Origin of the sequence: Lysinibacillus sp. NPDC097162 (genome assembly GCF_044762185.1) — a bacterium.
In the GTDB taxonomy this organism is placed as follows: Bacteria; Bacillota; Bacilli; order Bacillales_A; family Planococcaceae; genus Lysinibacillus.
Window position 1 is genome coordinate 18,265 of sequence record NZ_JBIWDT010000011.1, and the last position, 19,409, is coordinate 37,673.

Annotated in this window: 31 protein-coding genes; 4 read left to right on the forward strand and 27 right to left on the reverse strand. The window is 42.9% G+C overall.

Features of this window, described 5'->3' with window-relative positions; translation table 11 throughout:
• Nucleotides 1-90: 90 nt before the first annotated feature.
• Entirely contained in the window at nucleotides 91-390 is a 300-nt protein-coding gene (locus ACIQXW_RS23380) for a helix-turn-helix domain-containing protein (RefSeq protein WP_402766043.1), read from the reverse strand.
• Nucleotides 381-1,178, reverse strand: coding sequence for a hypothetical protein (locus tag ACIQXW_RS23385; RefSeq protein ID WP_402766046.1), 798 nt, complete (start codon nucleotides 1,176-1,178; stop codon nucleotides 381-383). Before ACIQXW_RS23385 ends, ACIQXW_RS23380 begins: the two co-directional genes overlap by 10 nt.
• A gap of 146 nt (nucleotides 1,179-1,324) precedes the next feature.
• Here ACIQXW_RS23385 and ACIQXW_RS23390 point away from each other — a divergent pair, with 146 nt between their 5' ends.
• The gene (locus ACIQXW_RS23390; protein WP_402766049.1) at nucleotides 1,325-1,867 is read left to right on the forward strand and encodes a hypothetical protein; all 543 of its coding nucleotides are present in this window, start codon (nucleotides 1,325-1,327) and stop codon (nucleotides 1,865-1,867) included.
• A gap of 273 nt (nucleotides 1,868-2,140) precedes the next feature.
• Here ACIQXW_RS23390 and ACIQXW_RS23395 read toward each other — a convergent pair whose 3' ends face one another.
• On the reverse strand, nucleotides 2,141-3,070 hold the full coding sequence (locus tag ACIQXW_RS23395) for a hypothetical protein (protein WP_402766051.1): 930 nt from the start codon (nucleotides 3,068-3,070) through the stop codon (nucleotides 2,141-2,143).
• A 480-nt stretch (nucleotides 3,071-3,550) separates the two neighbouring features.
• Between ACIQXW_RS23395 and ACIQXW_RS23400 the strand changes: the two genes are divergently transcribed.
• A complete protein-coding gene (locus ACIQXW_RS23400; protein WP_402766053.1) occupies nucleotides 3,551-4,651 on the forward strand; it encodes a ParM/StbA family protein in 1,101 nt (366 codons plus the stop codon).
• Nucleotides 4,623-4,910, forward strand: coding sequence for a hypothetical protein (locus ACIQXW_RS23405; protein WP_402766056.1), 288 nt, complete (start codon nucleotides 4,623-4,625; stop codon nucleotides 4,908-4,910). The genes ACIQXW_RS23400 and ACIQXW_RS23405 overlap by 29 nt, the downstream gene beginning before the upstream one ends.
• 31 nt (nucleotides 4,911-4,941) lie before the next feature.
• Here the strand turns inward: ACIQXW_RS23405 and ACIQXW_RS23410 are convergent, their stop codons facing one another.
• Nucleotides 4,942-5,121, reverse strand: a complete 180-nt coding sequence (locus ACIQXW_RS23410) for a hypothetical protein (RefSeq protein WP_402766059.1) — start codon at nucleotides 5,119-5,121, stop codon at nucleotides 4,942-4,944.
• A gap of 86 nt (nucleotides 5,122-5,207) precedes the next feature.
• Between ACIQXW_RS23410 and ACIQXW_RS23415 the strand changes: the two genes are divergently transcribed.
• On the forward strand, nucleotides 5,208-5,831 hold the full coding sequence (locus ACIQXW_RS23415; protein WP_402766062.1) for a hypothetical protein: 624 nt from the start codon (nucleotides 5,208-5,210) through the stop codon (nucleotides 5,829-5,831).
• A 5-nt stretch (nucleotides 5,832-5,836) separates the two neighbouring features.
• On the opposite strand, the gene ACIQXW_RS23420 is transcribed toward ACIQXW_RS23415, so the two are convergent.
• The 23 genes from ACIQXW_RS23420 to ACIQXW_RS23530 all read right to left on the reverse strand — a co-directional run bounded on the left by ACIQXW_RS23420 (nucleotide 5,837) and on the right by ACIQXW_RS23530 (nucleotide 19,409).
• Complete coding sequence (locus ACIQXW_RS23420; protein WP_402766064.1) at nucleotides 5,837-6,181, reverse strand: YhjD family protein; 345 nt, start codon at nucleotides 6,179-6,181, stop codon at nucleotides 5,837-5,839.
• A gap of 111 nt (nucleotides 6,182-6,292) precedes the next feature.
• Nucleotides 6,293-7,042 carry an N-acetylmuramoyl-L-alanine amidase gene (locus ACIQXW_RS23425; protein ID WP_402766067.1) on the reverse strand — a complete coding sequence of 250 codons (750 nt, stop codon included), beginning with the start codon at nucleotides 7,040-7,042 and terminating at the stop codon, nucleotides 6,293-6,295.
• The gene (locus tag ACIQXW_RS23430; RefSeq protein WP_402766070.1) at nucleotides 7,042-7,323 is read right to left on the reverse strand and encodes a phage holin family protein; all 282 of its coding nucleotides are present in this window, start codon (nucleotides 7,321-7,323) and stop codon (nucleotides 7,042-7,044) included. The genes ACIQXW_RS23425 and ACIQXW_RS23430 overlap by 1 nt, the downstream gene beginning before the upstream one ends.
• A gap of 12 nt (nucleotides 7,324-7,335) precedes the next feature.
• A complete protein-coding gene (locus ACIQXW_RS23435; RefSeq protein ID WP_402766073.1) occupies nucleotides 7,336-7,542 on the reverse strand; it encodes a hemolysin XhlA family protein in 207 nt (68 codons plus the stop codon).
• A 34-nt stretch (nucleotides 7,543-7,576) separates the two neighbouring features.
• A complete protein-coding gene (locus tag ACIQXW_RS23440) occupies nucleotides 7,577-7,735 on the reverse strand; it encodes a hypothetical protein (protein WP_402766075.1) in 159 nt (52 codons plus the stop codon).
• A 13-nt stretch (nucleotides 7,736-7,748) separates the two neighbouring features.
• Entirely contained in the window at nucleotides 7,749-8,021 is a 273-nt protein-coding gene (locus ACIQXW_RS23445; RefSeq protein ID WP_402766077.1) for a hypothetical protein, read from the reverse strand.
• Nucleotides 8,022-8,023: 2 nt separating this feature from the next.
• A complete protein-coding gene (locus tag ACIQXW_RS23450) occupies nucleotides 8,024-8,686 on the reverse strand; it encodes a hypothetical protein (protein WP_402766080.1) in 663 nt (220 codons plus the stop codon).
• Nucleotides 8,687-8,971, reverse strand: coding sequence for a hypothetical protein (locus tag ACIQXW_RS23455; RefSeq protein ID WP_402766083.1), 285 nt, complete (start codon nucleotides 8,969-8,971; stop codon nucleotides 8,687-8,689).
• 4 nt (nucleotides 8,972-8,975) lie between these two features.
• Nucleotides 8,976-9,533 carry a putative phage tail protein gene (locus ACIQXW_RS23460; RefSeq protein WP_402766085.1) on the reverse strand — a complete coding sequence of 186 codons (558 nt, stop codon included), beginning with the start codon at nucleotides 9,531-9,533 and terminating at the stop codon, nucleotides 8,976-8,978.
• A complete protein-coding gene (locus ACIQXW_RS23465; protein ID WP_402766088.1) occupies nucleotides 9,523-10,599 on the reverse strand; it encodes a baseplate J/gp47 family protein in 1,077 nt (358 codons plus the stop codon). The genes ACIQXW_RS23460 and ACIQXW_RS23465 overlap by 11 nt, the downstream gene beginning before the upstream one ends.
• A complete protein-coding gene (locus tag ACIQXW_RS23470; RefSeq protein WP_402766091.1) occupies nucleotides 10,599-11,027 on the reverse strand; it encodes a DUF2634 domain-containing protein in 429 nt (142 codons plus the stop codon). The genes ACIQXW_RS23465 and ACIQXW_RS23470 overlap by 1 nt, the downstream gene beginning before the upstream one ends.
• Nucleotide 11,028: 1 nt before the next feature.
• Entirely contained in the window at nucleotides 11,029-11,415 is a 387-nt protein-coding gene (locus ACIQXW_RS23475; RefSeq protein WP_402766094.1) for a DUF2577 family protein, read from the reverse strand.
• A complete protein-coding gene (locus ACIQXW_RS23480) occupies nucleotides 11,412-12,452 on the reverse strand; it encodes an XkdQ/YqbQ family protein (RefSeq protein ID WP_402766097.1) in 1,041 nt (346 codons plus the stop codon). The genes ACIQXW_RS23475 and ACIQXW_RS23480 overlap by 4 nt, the downstream gene beginning before the upstream one ends.
• Nucleotides 12,449-13,102, reverse strand: a complete 654-nt coding sequence (locus ACIQXW_RS23485; protein ID WP_402766100.1) for a LysM peptidoglycan-binding domain-containing protein — start codon at nucleotides 13,100-13,102, stop codon at nucleotides 12,449-12,451. The genes ACIQXW_RS23480 and ACIQXW_RS23485 overlap by 4 nt, the downstream gene beginning before the upstream one ends.
• The gene (locus ACIQXW_RS23490; protein WP_402766103.1) at nucleotides 13,095-15,314 is read right to left on the reverse strand and encodes a phage tail protein; all 2,220 of its coding nucleotides are present in this window, start codon (nucleotides 15,312-15,314) and stop codon (nucleotides 13,095-13,097) included. The genes ACIQXW_RS23485 and ACIQXW_RS23490 overlap by 8 nt, the downstream gene beginning before the upstream one ends.
• 176 nt (nucleotides 15,315-15,490) lie before the next feature.
• Nucleotides 15,491-15,883 carry a phage tail assembly chaperone gene (locus ACIQXW_RS23495; RefSeq protein WP_402766106.1) on the reverse strand — a complete coding sequence of 131 codons (393 nt, stop codon included), beginning with the start codon at nucleotides 15,881-15,883 and terminating at the stop codon, nucleotides 15,491-15,493.
• Between the two features lie 80 nt (nucleotides 15,884-15,963).
• Nucleotides 15,964-16,395, reverse strand: a complete 432-nt coding sequence (locus tag ACIQXW_RS23500; RefSeq protein ID WP_402766108.1) for a phage tail tube protein — start codon at nucleotides 16,393-16,395, stop codon at nucleotides 15,964-15,966.
• Nucleotides 16,396-16,439: 44 nt separating this feature from the next.
• Complete coding sequence (locus ACIQXW_RS23505) at nucleotides 16,440-17,519, reverse strand: phage tail sheath subtilisin-like domain-containing protein (protein ID WP_402766111.1); 1,080 nt, start codon at nucleotides 17,517-17,519, stop codon at nucleotides 16,440-16,442.
• A 2-nt stretch (nucleotides 17,520-17,521) separates the two neighbouring features.
• Nucleotides 17,522-17,983, reverse strand: a complete 462-nt coding sequence (locus ACIQXW_RS23510; RefSeq protein WP_402766114.1) for a hypothetical protein — start codon at nucleotides 17,981-17,983, stop codon at nucleotides 17,522-17,524.
• Between the two features lie 3 nt (nucleotides 17,984-17,986).
• Entirely contained in the window at nucleotides 17,987-18,391 is a 405-nt protein-coding gene (locus ACIQXW_RS23515) for a hypothetical protein (protein WP_402766117.1), read from the reverse strand.
• 9 nt (nucleotides 18,392-18,400) lie between these two features.
• Nucleotides 18,401-18,724, reverse strand: a complete 324-nt coding sequence (locus ACIQXW_RS23520) for a hypothetical protein (RefSeq protein ID WP_402766120.1) — start codon at nucleotides 18,722-18,724, stop codon at nucleotides 18,401-18,403.
• Nucleotides 18,724-19,179 (reverse strand): hypothetical protein, encoded by a 456-nt coding sequence (locus ACIQXW_RS23525; protein WP_402766123.1) that lies wholly within the window; start codon nucleotides 19,177-19,179, stop codon nucleotides 18,724-18,726. Before ACIQXW_RS23525 ends, ACIQXW_RS23520 begins: the two co-directional genes overlap by 1 nt.
• A 17-nt stretch (nucleotides 19,180-19,196) precedes the next feature.
• Nucleotides 19,197-19,409, reverse strand: a complete 213-nt coding sequence (locus ACIQXW_RS23530; protein ID WP_402766125.1) for a hypothetical protein — start codon at nucleotides 19,407-19,409, stop codon at nucleotides 19,197-19,199.

A 19,409-nucleotide genomic window follows, 5' to 3' on the forward strand; every position in this document is an offset into this window, starting at 1 on the left:
TAGCATAAAGACTCGTTAATCTTTTAAAGATAGTAGTTTAGTTAAAAAGAAAGTAGTATAGTTCGTGTATCCAAACGGAGACCCCTAACGTTATTTGTCGAGTAAATAGTAGGTATTCGTCGTCTGCTTTCCGCCTTTATAAGTTCTCTTTTCTCGGCGAATATATCCCAATTTCTCCAACGCCGCAAACGCCTTAAATACTCCATTACGTCCTATTCCCGCAACGTCTGCTATAGTTTGTGCGCTTGGATACGACTGTTTACTTGCGTTGTCCGAATATAAGCAGAGCGTCATATATACGATTTTGTCACGGTGAGATAGCGTTTTATCTCGCGCTAGTGACTGCGGAATCATTACGAATTTGGTTGTGCGATAGTCGATTACTTGCATATTGCGACATCTCCAATTTTAATCATGTTTGCTTTGCGAATAAAAGCGTCAATTTCACGTTGAAGCGTTACGCTGACAAACTGTTTATACTGCGAGATATGAACAAAAGTTGCTCGCGGATCGGCTGCCACAGTATCGTCTATTCCGTATATAATAGTAAGATAATCCGTGTGCTTACGGTATTTTTCAATAGTTTCACATCCCCGATTGAGAACTGTACTCCTTGATAACTTAGCGTCGTACCATACCTCCCCACTAACAAAGTCCGGACGACAATCCTCTATCGTTGGGTGCCTATCAAAATAAACACCACTATCTTTCAACGCTCGCTCCACTAACCGTTCAAATTCATGGCCTAATCGAGAATATGTCCCAAGCTTAGACTGCCTACTGTACGAAATATACATTCCGTCCAATTTGTAATAATCGTAGAACGCTTGCAAATTATCAAACAAACAATAGATGTAGCTCTCTACAATTCTGTGCTTTTTAAGTAATTGTGAAGTAATCTCGTCCGGCTCATGGTCGCTAACGAATTTACTAATGACATCTTGCATGCATTCGTATTTTGATAAGTATCCAAATTCACATTTAGATATACGATAATCTTCATCGAAGTTCCACAGTTTTGGATGCTCGGTATGAAATTCATCGAAAGCTATATACCATTCGAGATTGAAACGTGCAATAATTCTACTTATTTTCGAATGATGAACTTTAAACTTTTCAGCAATTTTTCTAATACTAAGTCCAGCATCCATTAAATCTTGAATGTTTTCAGCCGTCATTATCTCGCCTCCTTACCTATAACTGCACACTAATTCGGAAACTTTTGGGACAGCTTTTCGTATTAAATTTAAAATAAGGCTAAATACCTACGAACTATATCGTAAAATATACGTATATAAGGAAATTAAATGTAATGGAGGAATATATGAATAACAAATCGAGGAAGCCGTGGTTTAAACGCTGGCAAGTTTGGGCAGGCGTATTTGTATTCCTAGTAATTTTGGGCATTATATTACCCGAACCGCCAGATGATAAAAATGCAGAAGTTGTAAAAAAAGAGTCGAATATAGAGGTGAAATCCGAAAAAACTCATAGTAAAACGGAGCCAGAGATCGGCTCTCCGTTAACAAAAGACGAAGTATTAGAAAATTTCGAAGTTGAGCCGTCAGTCGAGCCGTTCATAAACGGAACATTCACTTTCGTAGGAAATCGTACAGATACCGCAGATTACTATTCGTTAGCTGATACGGACAAATTCAGAAACGCAAGCATCATCTTTAAAGACGGACAAATCGCACGATTAAAGCTAATTCCAATTGACGCTAAAAACGTTAAAAAGTTATTCGAAGATTTCGGAATAGCAGGTGATCCGCGGAAATTGAACGGTGCAGCCGGTTTTTATGAAGTCGCCCTAATACCGAAATATTGGACGCAAAATATCGAGAAATATCCGTACGACAAAGATTGAATAGGAGATGATTTACGTTGGCAATACGATTTACACTCGCAAACACGCTACATAAATACGATATACCACAGATACAACTCGCAGAAGAATCTAACACTAGAGCCGCAACAATCCACCAGCTATGTCACGGTACGATCAAGCGAGTGAACATCGAAATGGTAGAACGCATCATCCCCGCATTAGAACGACTTACTGGCGTAAAACACTCGCTAGATGACGTCATGATATACGTAAGAGACGACGAAGATAAGGACGCCAATTAAGGCGTCTTTTTTATTCGCCAGTTAGCCAGTTATATACCGCTCGTCCAGATGCATGGCTGCGCTCTTTCAGCCAGTTATAGAACGGAATCTTGCGCTCGTTTTTCGCCTCAACAATCGCAGGCTTATCGACTGCCTTCGGACGATTCGAAGCGCTATTGTACGCACTTGTAAACGCACCTACAACGTTATCAAACGCCGTACCTCCCGCCGATGCAACGGACATATTAAGTAGCACGGATTTTGCTCGAATGAAGTCCGTAATAGTCGCATCGGAGCCTATACGTAATGCTATAACGTGCGCTTTCGCTTTAATTTCGGCAGACATCGGCATTGATTCGATTAGCTTGAACGTCGCAATCTGATACTCGTTAGTTGCGTACTTTTCGATATAATCGCGCTGATCTTCGATATTTATAGAATCGCTTATAAGCGTCTTTTTATTATCTTTTACTTGTTTTTGTAACGGTAGTTCAGAAAGATTAATAGCTTCTGGCTCCGTCAATTTACTCGCTGTTGATACGTCAATTGTGTGGGAATCGGAAACAATTTCGTTAATTTCGTTTGGCAACTTTAATTCATCCACGCGATTGAATACGAAGATATTGTGCGCCTGGTAGTTGTTCGCCTTTTGCGTATTAATAACGGTAATTAGGTTTAGCTTACGAGCTTTACGCAGCATCCTGTCAAATGTCGAGCGACTAACGCCAACCATTTCGCTAGCGTGCGTGCTTGCTACGGCCTTCTGAATCTTGCACCATGCGACACCTACGACATTGGCAGCGAACTTGCGTAATTTATTTAGCGCGATGTATTCCGATTTTGTAAACTCGGACTTAACGTCGATCATCGCTTGTTCAAAGTTATTATTGAAATCGCTAATGTCCGTAAATTTCGATAGTAAGTCGTAATTACGTTCCTTTGCGTATGTAATTGTGTTCATATTCGTTATCCTCCATTTGAGAAAACGAAAAAAGCGTCCGTATCGCAATTTACTTACGACACAAACGCTTTATTTTGCTAAAATCGCTTTACTTACGCATAAATAGATGATACAATGTCTATATTATATGTATGTAAACGAAATTAGCCGGTAAAGTGTTGGTCGCGAGTTCGGTTCGCGGTTGACGGTGGTAAGTGTTGGTAGCACTTATTCACACGCCGGCTTTTTTCTTTTTCCGTTCAATTTGTTGTTATCCACAACTTTACACTGCAAAAAACGGAAATGCAAGCATAAAATTCATTTATCCCCAGGCGCGCTATCTCGAAAATGAGGTGGCGCTTTTTTATATTTAAAAGCCTTTACATGTACGAAACCATGTAAATATACAGGTACTCATACATGTATGAACATAAAAAACACTTGCGTACATGTAAATTTATGATAAAATACAGGTATAGATGAAAATATGGAGGCGAGCAAATGAAACAAATGAAATTATTTGCAATAGATTTAGGGAATCGTCAGGTAAAGTTGAAAAGTGAAAAAGCTACAAAAGTCCTACCTAGTTATTATGTAGATGTAGCAGAATACGGTAAAAGAAATGTTCTTGAATTAGTGAAATCAGACGATGCCGCAACTACTGGCGATTATAAAAGTGGACGAGATGAAGGATTCACGTATGTATGGGGAACAGGACTGGACGTAAGCAGAAAACATGTTACTGATACACTCGGACTTTCTAAAAGATACGATAGTCGAGAATTTAAAGTATTGGCTGACTTAGCGCTTGCAGAATTAGCAAGAGATTTTAAAGAGTCGTCGGGCGGGATATTGGACGTTGTGGTTGTTACAGGCGTTCCAACAAATGAGTACGACGATGAAGAAACGTTCAAATACATTAAAGAAGCTTTAACAGGAGTTCGTAGCGCGGAAATTGATGGAGTAACTTACGTAGTGCGTGTACATGAAGTATATATTCTTATGCAGCCTGTAGGAACTGCGGTAGACGTAATGGTTGATGAAACGGGAGACGTTATCGACGGTAACGATATCGAAGATGGATACGTAGGAATCGTAGATATTGGCGGAGGAACTATCATAATTGACGCGTTCGAGAAGATGAATTTAGATACAAATAACCGCGTTCAATTAGAAGAAGGATCACACAAGTTGTTCATTAATATACGTAATCGAGTAAATGACAACAAAGACGGTCATCGCATAACTGAACATGAGGTTGAGCGCATGGTACGAGACGGACACGAAGATTCAACATACTATTGGTCGCCAAACGGTAGAGACAACCTTAACTTGACAGACATCGTGAAACAAGAACGTGAACGATATACACGAAAAGTTATACAATCGGTAAGAGGTACGTTTAAATCGATGTCTCGTATGAGAAAGATATATGTTACTGGTGGTACTGCAAACTTACTTAATCAAAACGAGTTTAAAATTGCAATACCTATCGCTGAATTTGTAAAGGATAGCGAAACAGCAAACGTTCGAGGTTACTATAAATACGGACTTTTAAACGAGGTGAATATAGTTGACGAAAGTGACGCAATTAAAAACTGATGTTATTTTAAAAGAACATGAACAAGATATGATTGATTTTATTCTGGATAGCGGAATGCCACGCGCTACCTTATTTAAGAAGGCACTTCGCGACATGATGAATCGAAAAAAAGAAGAAGAATTTGACGAACGAGTAAAGCGCTTATTAAACGAAGTGATTGCAGAAAGAGGAGTTAATCCGGCAGTAATAGTCAATGAAGTTAAACCTAAAAAGAAACTAGGATTCGGTTCGATGAAAATTTCGGCCGATGCGGAATAGATATAATAAAACCGAGTGGACAACGCAACGTCTACTCGGTCTTTTTCTTTTTCTTCTTCTTTTTAGGCACGGTAGGGTAGCCGTATTTTTCGGACATTTTACGAACACCGTCCACAATTGCACGTTTTTTATCTTCTGTTGCCATAATAAAATCACCGCCTTTGCTTTCAGTCTGTCCAATTATTCGATTTTCTAATCGGTTATAGGACAAACTCGTCTCTCATACTTTATAGAAACGTGCTAGGGACGTCTGGAATCTGTCCCTACGTTAATTGCTCTTTGGGAGGCGGAAAACGAATGAAAAGAGTAGGGGAGGCCCTTTCGGTACGGTCAGATAAGAAGCGCGACGTGAAGCCCACTATTCCGATGGATTTAAAAGATGTCCTCTATCGTATTTCTTATATAACATTTACGCCGGTAAAAGATGTTTGCCAACAGATGGCGATGCTCGTCTTACACGACCGCAGAACCATCGAAAACTTATCGAAATATTTCAAGCGCGACTTAATTATGGGTCATACGATGTTTGTCGGAAACATAACGAATAAAACGATGGAAAAGCGCCCGAAAGTGCGCGGTGAACGCGTAACCATCCGTTTTACTCAAAAAGAATTCGAATCGGTAGCGCTACTTAGTTATGCGTTAGATTGCACGCCATCACGCACAGTAGCGATACTTCTCGACATGAGCATGAAAAGCGTTCGCTTTGTTAATGCGTATATTAAGCGATACTTGACCGAAGAGTTAAACGACGCGCAGATGCGTGAGCTGCAGGCGATTTTACGCTACGTTAATAAAGTCGGCGAATCCTACTTCTCGTGGGCGTCATTACTGGAGCATGTGCTCGCAGAGGTCGGAAGCCCAGTATCGCGTATCAAGGAAGCCGTGAGCGAATTTATCGATATGAAATGGCGTGAGTGACTTCGCTATTCGACGTTCAGTCGTTCAAATAGTAACTTTTCCACTTGCGTTTTTACGGCCATATTTAAATAACGAAACACTTGATCCTCGCCAGGCGTAGTTATAGTTAAATCGGAAAAATGTTCGTCAATCTTTTCCCAACTAAGAATGTTTACTTTCTGCTTAGCCAACATACGTTTTTGGTTGTAATAATCATTTTGAATTGACTTTATAAGTTTATCAATAATCGGCAAATAGACATTTCTCATTTTTAAGTTTTCAATCGCAGCATAATCGCGTTGTAACGACTGCAGAGCTAAATCTAAAATGACGAATTTATGCGTTTCTTTTCGCAATTCAATACTAAGCATCTTCTATCCTCCAATTCGGAACATACGTTTGTAATAATGATAGAACAAAAGTTCTTACTTAGCAAATAAAAAATAGACCGCAAGGCACGAAGCCAAGCGGTCTTTTATCCGTTATTTAGATGTTCGGTTCACATACGCGATACTATAGCTAATCAATTGGACGTCATCATAAGTATCCAATTTCGCTAGATGCGACTGCTGGAACACTCCGCAAGCAACGGCCTTCTTAATCAATTCTTTCGCTTCTTCACGTCCTGTAGCGTTCAATAATCGTGGCATAATGTTAGATTCCTCCTTTTGCGGCGGAGACGGCTGACTCGGTACGTTAAGCACAATCCCCGCCTCTTTTGCGAGCGATACAGCGATAGCTACGCAAATAGCGTCAAAGTTACGTTGATATAACTCGATGTCCGCCTTACTATCTACAAAGCATACTTCGAGCAATAGCGCAGGCATGTTCGTTCTTGAAGTGAACGCTAAATCTCGACGCTCTTTTGGTCCGCGATCTTTGAAGCATCCCGCAACGGCAATCGCTTTACTTACGTTAGCTGCAGCTTGTTTTGCGTCATAATAAAGAACCTCGCAACCTCGCGGAGCATCCGTTACTCCCGCAGCGTTGAAATGGACGCTAACGTCGAGACTTCGCTGCTTACTGTTATGATACGCAACAATGGCGTTGAGATTATCGCGTTGCGTTCGACTTGTATCGTCATGATAAACGTAAACTGTTGCGCCTCGTTCACGAAGATATTTCGCTACAGTATCGACTACTCGACGTGCTTCGTCTACTTCATCGATATAATGCTTTGCTCCACGCACATACTGGCCGTGTCCCGAACTAATTACGATTGCTTTCGTCATTACTTCACGTCCTTTTTCGGCAGATTATACGACATTGCTTGTCGGCTATCCGATAGTCCACGCGTCGTTGGATCGTTAAGTGCGTTGTATACGCTCACGCCCGCAGTTGCCAAGACATACGGATTAGATAGCGCATCGATTGCGAGATTGCCTACGCTTTCCCACGTCGTCAAATCTGCGCCAGTAATTCCGTAATAAGCGAATACGGGCGCTGCGATAGATAGCGCAATCTGAATCCAGAATTGCGGATTCTTTGCGCGTACTTTAAAGTTAATTTTCATCCGATTTCCTCCTTATACGCTAAAGCCACCGCTAACTAAGAATGCGATGACTGCTGCGACTAGTCCTCCGATTACAAGGCGCAAAATCCAAGTCGTATTATCCTTGATTCCACTGATTGTCTGGCGTATTTCTGCGATATTTGATTCTGCTACAGCCACGCGAGTTTCGAGGTTTCCGACTTTACCTTCGAGCGAGATAAGACGTTGATTGTCGTCCATTAATGCGACCTCCTTTGCGTTAATATTGCGTTGTTTATACTGTTTTCTGTGCGTCCATTATTGTCAATAATTCCGTATACTCATCGTCCGCCAACTGGTTATTAGCGTAAAATACGTTTACTTTTTTTAGCATATCGTCGTACATATAGCGCTTTCGTTCGATTAGGAACTCGCATAATTGGTAAACTGTCATATTGTTTTCCTCCTTATAAACCTAGTCCGCTTCGAGCGATTAAGTATTCCGTATTAACAAGTGTTTGTGCCTGCATTTCTTCTAGCGTCGGTTGAGGTTCTACAGGAATAGGCTCTGGAATGTTAGGTGCGGTAAACTCACCAGTTTCGCTGTTGTAATTCCAACCTTCTTTTACGGTAGGTTTGTGTGTAATATCAACCAAAATAATATTTGGTGCAAACTCTGGTTTTTCGTCTGCTTCAAAAATCCAATGTGCTTTATCGTATAAAATTTGTGCAAATTTCATTTTCATTCCCACCATTTCACTGTTAATATTCCATCTCCACCCCTACCACCTTTTGATGTATACCCACTAGAGTTGTAAGACCCACCTAGGCCCCCGACCCCTACAGTTATATTATATACAGCAGAAGGCGTTACAATGATTTCCTTATCTATAACAAAATCGCCCGCACCGCCACCGCTGCCACCGCATCCGCCTCCACCACTACAATAAGCACCTTTGCCCCCTTCTGTCGATGCATTCACGGCTACAGTTGATCCAAGTCCTCCGGAGTACCAACCACCACTACCTCCATCAGGTCTAACACTTCCCATTGGCGGACCACCGAAAGAGCCTCCAGGACCTCCAGATGGTGCGGCAGCCCCTGCATTTCCAGCTACTCCCCCACTACCTCCTGATAAAGTAAATAAGGAGCCAATACTAACTACCCCTCCGGATGTGCCATGACTAGTACCCCCACCTCCGGCACCCCCACCTCCGGCACCCCCGCCAGTGATATAAATTTCAGTCACACCCGCAGGTACTGTGAAGGTGCCGTTTGACGTGTAAGTTTTAGATTTTAATATTTTCCCTGCGTTCTTATTTGCAATTTGAGTGTTTACGTTGTCAATAGATGTCTTAATAGCTTCTTGCTGTTCGTAACTCGGGAAATTTCCATCGATATTCATCTACATCACCTCTCGAATGCTAAATGTCATGCAACCTAGTGTCGGGTTGTAACCAAAACCAATTTGATGTAGTTTTCCTTCATGAATAAATTGATTGTGTTTAGCCTTTTCTTCCAAATGCGCAGTAAGTCGCCCATCAACTTGTTCGATTTTTGATAAGTCGATACTACTAACGGCTGCTTTAATCGCCCCGTCCGTTGCTGTAGCCAGCGCGTTCATATCACGTACAACGTCCGCGGTCATATTACCGCTAATTGTCGGTAAATTATAATTAGGAGTCGCCACTCAATCACTCTCCATTCGTTATTAATTGTGCATACGTAAATCCAGTCGCCAAGACATCGTTATACGTTGCGTATGCGCTTTTTAAAATGTCGTAAGTTACGAATTTGAACTCGTACTCTATCGCTAAGTGTGCCGGAATAATCTCGCGTAGGATTCCTTGCAAGTCGGATAGGTTCGAAGGAATGCCGTAACTGCTCGTAAATTTAATAACGATGATATATTCGGAGAATCTTTCGATAACTTCCGTCTCACCACCGTAATATCCGTCTGCTACACTCTTAATGTGCTGCTTTGTAACAACGCCGTACCCACGCAAACGAGCTTTTACGTTACTTCTGCGCTCGCCTAACGTCTTATTAGCATCGGAGGCAATTCCGCAAATACGTTCCCATTCCCGCAATCCCCAAGTCGCTGTACTTACGTTGAATTGCAGTAGCAAGTCGTCAATATTAGCATTAAGGCGAGCAAACTCCGCATCCTCTGCGCTTAGTAGTTCGCTAGATTCAAGCAACTCCTCGTAGTATGACGGTACATAATCGAGTAATCTGCGGTCATACGGCATTGACACTCACCGTCCCTAGTACCGCCACTTGCTCGTCAGTAATTTCGATATTTGAAGTACCGCCATTTACAGTTAGATTGGCGTAGTCTATGACGCGAGGAATATCAAGCAAGACTGCAGCAATTCGTGTATAGCGGATTAGATTGTCTTTAAACGCAAGCGAATCTAAATACGCATGAACGCCTTTTTCAATATCCGCCTTTACTTCGTCGATTATCGCGCCACTTGCTAGCGTCAAACTTGCGTTAATATTTATCGGTACTTCTGTAGCGCCATTAACGGTCAATCCATCGCCAGGTCCTACTGGTCTTTCAGCGTTAATGTGCGCATAAGCGGCGTCAATTACTGGCTGTGAAGGCGCTCGTTTATCATCGCCAAGTAATACGACTTTCACGGTGCCAGGTCCGTTCCATATCGGATAAACGCGTGCAGCACCTACTCCGCTTACCTCTCTCGCCCATTGTTCGTAGTGATATACGTTACCACTCGTTGCGGGCTTGCGGACTTTATCATAAACTCGCTGTAACAACGATTCGTCCGATTCTTCGTCTACGCCAGTATCGTACGCTAATTCGTTCGTAACGGTAAGGACGCCGGCTAAGTCGCCAACAACCGTATTAATTTCGCCAATATCGACATTGCCGTCAGTTCCACCAACTACCGCCTCGACCGAGGTTTTCGCTGTTCCAGACGTTAATGTTACGTCATTTATTGTCTGAAAGTAAATGCCGTCATCTGTCCGAACTTGCGTAGATTTCGGCACCAATTGACCTTGCGGACCAGTTAGCGTAACTTCGCCTTTCGCTATTACCGAAGGCTTACGGTCGACTCCGAAATCTGACGCTGCTAACGTTAGTAAATCTGACGGCATATCTTCGTTAAGAAACGCGTAGCCGAGCGTTTGGTCAAGTGCTATATACGCTTGCGCTAACTCTTGCGCCACAGGGTCGGATAAATCGTAAGCTATGTCGCCTTGTCTTTTTCCGACATCATCTCGCATAGCCGTTAACATACGGGCAAGTATCGCTTCTTCTGTTTCGTTTGTAAATTGCGGTGTAATTGCCATTAAATCGCCACCTCCTCCGTTAGTAATTCACCGTCAGTCAATTCGACTGTTATTGCGACGTGAATGCCGTCTGAACCATATTGCGATACATCTACGGTAGGTACATCGGATATTCTGTCGTCATATATGATTGCTTCACGTACAAGTCGCGGGATTTCTACGTTCATTAATTGAGGCGTTAAATTATGTCCGATTAAATCTCGAATTTCCTCTCCGTAAAAATCGTTATAAATTAAATAGCGATTACGAGAAGTCATTAACGCTTTGCGGATATATTGGCGAATAGCCTCTTTTCCGTCGATGAACGAACTTATGCGGCCGTTTTCTAAGTCAATTTTCCAAGTCATTGACGGCTCCGCATAATTTTCTACTTCTTCCGTTAAAAGCTCGTCGTCGATTACTGCGTAATTAATAGGCGTCAATGCCACGTTAACTCACCGCCTTATCTAACACGTAAATAAGTTGACCGTCATTAACGACTGCGACAATGACACGGTCGCCTACTTTTAAATCGCATTTAAACGTCAATTCTCCGTCAATGATGTTTAAAGACGTTAACTCGCCGCCACCCGAATACGTATCTTGTACTTGTCCCGTAACTGTTCCGCCCGTAATGCTGACTGTACGAGTATGCTCTATTAAGTGCTCTGCGACGATAATGCCCTGTTCTGGCGTATCTACCGAATCTCCGTCGACTCGAACCGAGATAGGGGCGACAGATTGAATAGTCGCATTTGTAACTGTTGTTGGTTGCGATTTATCTCCGTTAAATAACTGGAGTAAGCGTGCTGCACCCGTTCCTTCTAATTGCGTCATTTCTTTGTTGCCCCTTTCTTAGTCGACTTCTTCGTCTTAGGTTTAGGTCTCGTAATCTCGTCCGAGCTAATTTCGATAGCTGGTAAGTCGTAAGTTCGAGTTAACTCTAGCGACATAGTATGCAATCCTGTACTATATTCGTGGTTAACTGATGTAACGTAATAGCCTCCGTTAGTCGAAGTCATTCCGTTAACGATGTAGACAGGAGTACCAACGTCAACTTCTGGAACGCCTAGAACTTCTACGGATAACTGTTCGGCCACAACTGATTGCTCTTTTAATAGCGCTTGTGCACGTTGTTTAACTTGTGCAGGCGTTGCCTTTTCGTCCATTTCTTCGAGCGCCTGCAATACTCCGTACTTTTTACGTTTAGCATCGTCTTTTGCTATAACCGTCGTCTCTTTACCAGACTTTCCGCCGACTACCTTTACTTGCGTTTTTGTATCTTCGATAGAACGCGAATAGGACGCAGAAATTAAATTCTCTCCGTCCTTAAAAAGATATTTAGTATTTGAAGCGCCTTCAGTAAGCGTTAATTTACCGCCCTTATTACCGATGAAAAATCGTTTGTTTGTCTGTTTACGCGTTATTGTTAATGCTTTTAATATCATATCGTGTAGCGTATTATTACTGAGGCGTAAGTAGGGAATTACGTAACCTGTATCAGCGATGCTGCCCACCCATACTCCGAAATCGGTCGCTAAGATTCGAATAATATCGCTTGCTTTCTTATTTACGAATATTCTAGTATCGTTGGACTTCGCAAAGTAGATATTACTATCGTGTGCGGTAACGCTAATCGAGCCATTTGACGATATTTCGTACGCAAAAATAATCCCGACAAATTGTATCACGCTATCATATCTAAACGAGATTGGATCGCCTTCGTTAATTGTCAGCGATCTTTTTCGTCCATCTTCGGTTGCGACCAACTTTAGAGTGAGAGTACGATTAAATTTCGAAGTATCTCCACTTAAAGAAACTGATTCGATGTTTGTCGAGACATTAACGTTATTTATAATTACGCCAATACTCACGCTATCACCAACTTTTGCCCAGGATAAATTTTGTCTGGATTTTTCCCAATGACGGATTTATTAGCTTCGTAAATTTTGCGCCACTGATTTCCGTCTCCATAGACTGATTTTGCGATTTTAAATAACGAGTCTCCTTTAGCAACAGTGTGCGTTTTAGGCTGAGCCTTGTCGCTTTTTGGACGTTGCTCTTGCTTCGGCGTTTTAGTTTCAGTCACTAACTGCTTCGCCTTAATCGGACGATATTCTTTTAGTGAAATTGAGTAATACACGTCGCCTGGTGCGCCTGCTTTTTCGGGCACAAGCGTAAACTCCTCAACAAATACTGGAATACTAATCGGAGTGCCGACGATAATCAAGCGAATATTACGACGATCATCTCGCCATTCTTCGATTTTTTTAACCCATTCCCACGGTAATGGAAAGTCCATATATTCGCAATAACTTGCGTTATAATCGCGTGGAAAGAACGAGGAAAAGGACACTTGCCTTAATCCTCGTTCTCCAGGAATTGCGACTTCTCCGAGATTCGCAATATTAACTGTATTTAATCCGAAAGGAGACGAGTACTCAATTGATTCCGGATTGACTGGTAGTCGCATATAAACGTTGTGTCGGTCTTTGAGCCAAAACTCTACGTGATTTTTAGCCAACTTGCATCGCCTGCCTTTCGATTAATTTCGCAAGACTATACGCAATCTTCTCGATGTCCGCATCTTCGCGTACAGTAAAGTTGTTGCCGGTAATTACGACACCACTCGTTGAACTCCCGCCGTTGCCTTCGAAGTATTCCTTATTCTCACGCGCAGTAAGTACGCGCTCCCCTTTATGCAACCGCGCAGAGTAGCCGTCATAAGGCACCGAATCCAATCCGCTATAATGCGATTTCTTACCGCCTTTGTCTCCGCCGAGACCTGCTACGTTTCCTATAAAATTTACTCCTGTGCGGATTCCATTTACCGCCCAATCTGGCAGTTTAGCGTTGCCAATAAAGCCAATGAAATCCTTAATGTTACTGTACACAGTCGAAATCCACCCACTCAATGTCTCAAACCATCCTTGTACGCCTGCTAATGCGCCAGAAAGTATATCAAACGCACCTTTAACGCCAGTTAGGATAAACTCGACTAGCGGACATAACGCGTTATCCCATAACCACTTAATTACCGTAGTTAATAGTTCAAAGCCTTTAGCCAGCCCGTTAATAATCGGCTGAACGATTGTCCACAATGTCGAAAATAGTTGCGCAATTAGCGAAATCGCTGGAGCAATGACGTTGTTAAAGACTATCACCGCAACATCTCCGAGAATTTGTAGCAGGTTCCAAAGTCCGCTCAAATACGGCTGGATGACCGTCCAAAGGTTCGAAATTATGCTAGAAATTGTCGTCCATATTTGAGTAAACGCGCCTTTTAGACGTCCAAACACCGAGGAGAATTGCGTCACTTTTTCGGTAACATACGCTTTTACTTCTTCGAATTTCGCTTTTACCTTAGCGAACGATCCTTCTCCGAATATCTCGTCGAATAGTCCACCTACTCCACCTGTTTTAAACGCCGACATCAAGTCGGATATTTTAGACTTAATTCCGCCAACGACTGTGTTCACTTTTTTAGCAATGTCCGGCGGTAATATAGCGTCAATTAATCCGCTAGTACCGCCTGTTTTAAATGCGCCTACTAACGATTTGACTTTCCCTATAATACTTCCGATAATGCCTCGAAACGTTTCGCTATTGTCATAGAGCGCTTTTACTCCGACTGCTGCTGCGGCAATTCCTGCAGCGATTAATCCGACTGGATTCGCTAATGCTGCGATGACGCCAACGACAGCAAATGCGCCTAATGCTGCGGTGATTGCTCCGGCTACGTATGCGATAGGCTCTTTCCACTTCCAGACGAATTTACCAAAGGCTATCGCCTTGTCTACAATGCTTGCGAGTTTTTCGTCTAGTTTCGCAGCAATCCCGTCTAAGTCTGCGTTATCGAATGCGTCAACGATTTTTCCTAACGTGTCGCCCAGTTTTGAGTTTCCGAGACTACCTACTTGACGAAGAAACTTCTCGACACGTTCGCCAATCTGCGACCAATATCCGAGAGTTGTCGAGCCCATAGCCTCTACTGTTTTTTGCGTAATTCCCATACCGTCGAGTAGTTTAGTAATTTCTGCCAATTGTTGTGGAATCGCTAGTTTCTTTATACGATTCAAATCCTTTTTACTCAACCCGAATCGCTCAACCATCGAAAGTGAATCTCCCTGGAACATTTCCTTCAAAGCGAAAGCTGCTCCGTCAGTTCCTTGTGTTGGATCAAGCACCATTAATTTTTCGATAATTGACCATGCTTTCCCGAGTTCGTCAACGCTTTTAGTCATTGCTACTAATCCTTTTGAGGATGCTAACATCTCAGTGGAGTTGAGTAACGGACTATCAATCGCCATCTTATCGACTAATTTTAAATATGCGTCAGATTTATCATCGTCATTAAATATCGCCTTTACTGCGACCTCTGACTGCTGGTACCTTGCTGCAGCGCCAATTGTAGCGTCAAATGCTTTAGCTGCGCCTTGTGCAGTTAAGTAAGCCCCCGCGAGTCCTATAAGCGTGCTTTGCATTCCACCTAACGACGCACTAAGTCCGCTGGAGCTTACGTGCAACCGACTAACTCTCGCAGCAAATCCGCCCATACGATTTGAGGTCGTTGATACTGCGTTACCTAGACGATTTGTCGCTGTTTGTGCGGCTGTCATACTTTGGCTAGTTGTTCGGCTTGTTTGGTTCATGCGATTCATCATTTGCGTTATCTGACGAAGCCTCGAAGTGCCTTGGTCGCGAACACGAAATACCGCCGTTAAATTTACTGCCATCTATTTTCCTCCTTTCTGACGCTCTCTTTCCGCCTTTTCTTCTTCATCGATAACAACCATTTCTGACGCATAAATGAAGTTTTTATATCGCCTATCTAGCGTGTAAATCTCCTGCGGTAATTTGTGCTTGTCTTGCCATATGCGGTGCAGCAAGTAGGCCTCGCCGCCCGCCTTGATTAGTTTTTTACTTCTTCGATTTCTTCCTCGTCATTAAATCCGGATAGCAATAAAATCTCATTCTGCAACGTAGAAATTTCGCCGGCCAATAGCGCCTTTTGCACGCATTCTCCTTCGTCCGTTGCACCGAAATGTTTAAGTAAGTCAGCGTTAGAGAAGTTCGGCTCAACTACTGCCTTTACGATAAGTAATCGCGCTACTTCTTCTTCGTTAACTTTTAACTCTGTTTTCTTACCGTTCTTAACTGGATACGTTGCTTGATCTCGAATCTTATCGATATCCTCCCCAGTAAGCGCCTTGATCGTAAATTCAGTACCTAATCGTTTGATTCTTACTTTCTCTGTGATTTCTGCTGCTGGCTTTGCGCCTAATAATGCTTGTAATGCGTCCATATATAAAACCTCCGTTGAGTTAGTTTTCGAATTTAAAAAGACGCTAAGAGCCGAAACTCTTGCGTCATAATTGCGTTATACTAAATCTTGATTTCCTCGAAACCTTCGCAAACGAACTGCAATTCTTGTTCGAGAGGACTTCCATGCTCAAAATTAATTACTGGAATATTCGTGAATTGAACACCTTTAACCCGAATCTTTTCGCTAGCTAAATCTTTAGCTTCTGGGTCCTCTACTGCGACAATTAATTCCGTAAAATAAGCGCCTTTCGTGTCATCCGATATTTGGCGAATCTTTTTCGTGAAATTGTTATTCATGTGATACGACTTGATTGTTCCGCTATAAGAAACGCTCATAGCTTTATGTCCTACAGCTCGCGTCCCAGAACGCTTAATTTCTTCGTAGTTAACTTCTCCGGAAATCTCAACGCCGTACACGTTAGTAACCCATTCGCCATCTACAATCAATTTACCGTAGGAACCGCTGGCTACCGTTGTCGAGTTCATTGCCATAAATTATTACCTCCTGCGTCATATTTGCGTTAAAAAGACGACTACTAAACAGTAATCGTCAAGAAAATACGTTCCATGCTATCTACTTCCGTATAAGCAACGGCTAAGAATACTTTGTCACCTTCGGACTTAAATCGAGGGTCAAGCGTAACTTCCGGATTCATTAAAACATTGTCCGTTTCCATTAGCTCGAGATACCCTTTGATAGCTCCGATTAATGAAGCCTGCCCATTCGGATTATTGTCGACCTTACCGATATAAGAGTCGCGAGCAGTCGCTGGGATGTCCGATGCTACTGCCTGTTTAGCGCGAGTTGTACGGATTTTACCGCGTTCACCTGCGTTAGAATCCGTTGTAATCCCTTGCTCAATCCGGACTTTATTTCCGTCTTTAATGATTACAAGTGATCCGCTAATTAACGCCGTGTTAACTTGCGAGTTTTTAAGTCGTAAAGTAACGTTAGCAACTGGCAGTTCCGTATAAGTTATCGACTTATTAATCGGGGTGCCTGCGATAAGTCCAGCGATGAAAGGCGCATACTCTGCTGATTGGACTTCTGTGCCATCCGCTAAGACTACGCCTGTTACGAGATTAACAATATACGGGTCTTTTAGAATTATTGAGCGTGCGTTACCTGCTGTAATATCAGCGTCACTTGCGGCGTCTCCGCCTGCTACGTAAATAAAGTGCTTACCTTCTTCACGGCAACTCTCTACCCACGCTTTAGTCGCCGTTTGCTCCGATGCGTCAATCGTAGTCGGATACACAAAGACGTTGAAGTCTTGAACCGAAAATGTGTCGCGTAGGTTAGCGTATTGCTGCGTTGCTGTACCTTCGCCTACTGCCGGCACTGCGTAAACTAGCACTTCTTTTGCGCCACCTTGTAAAATTCGAGTAATCGGCGTCGCATTTGCGTTACCAACCAGTTCGATACCGTCTGAAACGGTTTCAATTGTGTAGAACTTGCCGGACTCCGCTGTTCCGCCAGTGTACGTAAATATCGGAACTGCTACTGTCCCTCGAGTGCCTCCCGCAATGGATGCGATAGCTGCGTCGCGGAAGTTAATGTAAAGTCCCGGACGTACCGGTAAGGAAGTAGCCTCCCACGTTCCCCCATTCGCCATAATTAAATTCCTCCTTCGTTAATAGCTGCGTGAATTTCTTGCATTTTTTCGTAATGTGGTTGCGTATAGGCTTCAAGCAACGAAACGCTAAGTACACCAACAACCGCATAAACTCCGTCTGCGTCCGTCTTAAAAGGCGCAGACATAGAAAAAGACTCAAACGTCATAAAATCGTTAGAGTCTCGAATTTGTACTTTTTTCGATAAGTAATCGCTTAGTTTCGAACGAATTACTTTCGTTTTATTTAAACAATCTACCTCGTTATTTCCGAAATAAATGACTTGATAAGTCCGAGTAATTTCGTAAGCTGCTTGCGTAAAATCCTCGTCGCTATCGCCTTGCCATCGAATCCCAATCGTATTGGCGACGTAAACTTTCGGTAGGTCCTGCTTATAAAAGCGAGTGACGCCCACAGTCGCCAGTAAATCGCCAATTGTATTAATTTCTCCGATTATGTCCGCCATAGGCTACCATCCCGCCCTTCTAAGTTCCGTCCCTATTTCCTCTTCAATCCATCTCGCCCATTTTTCCTGGTTTTGTTGCGCTGGCTTATCGAGGAATTTCTTCTCACCGTTTACGTTTGCGCCTCCTGCATCTTCTTCGTGAATATAGTAAGCGTAGTTAAATCGCCTTGACCCACGTGTAGCATTTGCAGTAATCTCAACGCCTGGTCCAGTACCTTCCGTAAATACTTCCGCAGCTATTTGTTGACGTAAATTGCTCGTATCAATTGGCGCAGCATCTACCGATTCTGCTTTCCAATCGTTTTTAACGTCTGTGAGTCCGTTTAACATTCCGCGAGCAGTAGCGTCGATTGACCGTTCTAATGCTCGGGCCATTATGTTTGAGTCGAAATAAAATTCGCCTGCCATATCGTCACCTCACAGAAAAACGGATGTCAACGTTGCTTTGCCGTTAATCATCCGCGTGTATTTAATCGATATAGGCTTACGCTCGATTGTGTGTCCAAGTTCGTTTGTATACGAGTACATATCGTCATATCCAACGTCGGGCATTTTATCGAACATTAATTTAAGCGATGCTGTAACTTCTTCGCCGAGCTGATTCGTGACAACCTCGAAGCGTTCCGTAGCTCTGACTGCATATTCAACCGGTGATGCGTAATCATCAGTCGCCCAGCCGTCGTTACTGTCTGCGATGTATTTACGCACAATCGCCTTTTGTTTAAGTGGAATAATCGCCATTACAGCGTCACCCACTTTACGCGTCCATTATTGCTATCAACATCCGGATTAGCCTCTGCAATTAAGTCGCGTATGTCGTCTGTAATTAAGTCGTCAAGTTCCTTTTTCGCCCAATCCTTAAACGTAAATGAAATTCCATCTACGCTAAATCCGGCAACGCCTCGCTGGGCCATTACTGTCGTATCGTTGAAATTAGCGTTAAGGACGCAGGCAAATAAGTACGTAGCCTCAATCGGTATTACGTATCCTTTTAATGCCCTTCGTAAAGTGCGCTGTGAGACGTTTAAGAAGCGTACCTGTGCGATTGTGTCAGACGCTAGAAAGTCCTCGTTATCGACGGCATTATAAAGGCAGTACGAAGTAGCTTCCGTTAGATTCCATTCGCCTACGATTACTGGCAGTTCTTCTGGATTGCTTGGCGTTGTTGGATCGCCCCATTCATCATATTGCGTCATCTAAATTCACCTCCGTGTTATTTAGCGGAGGCGGAACGTTTAGCTGGCGCCTTAGGTGCGGGCTTTGCCTCCGGTTTTTCATCTAAATCGATGCGAGTCACATCTGCGATTGCGTCTAACACTGCCATTTCGTCAACATCTTCCGTTGCATAAATGCCGTTATTAAATCGCTTTAATTCTCCATTGACATAAAATCCTAACGATTTATAGCGTGATTCGTATTTTGCCAT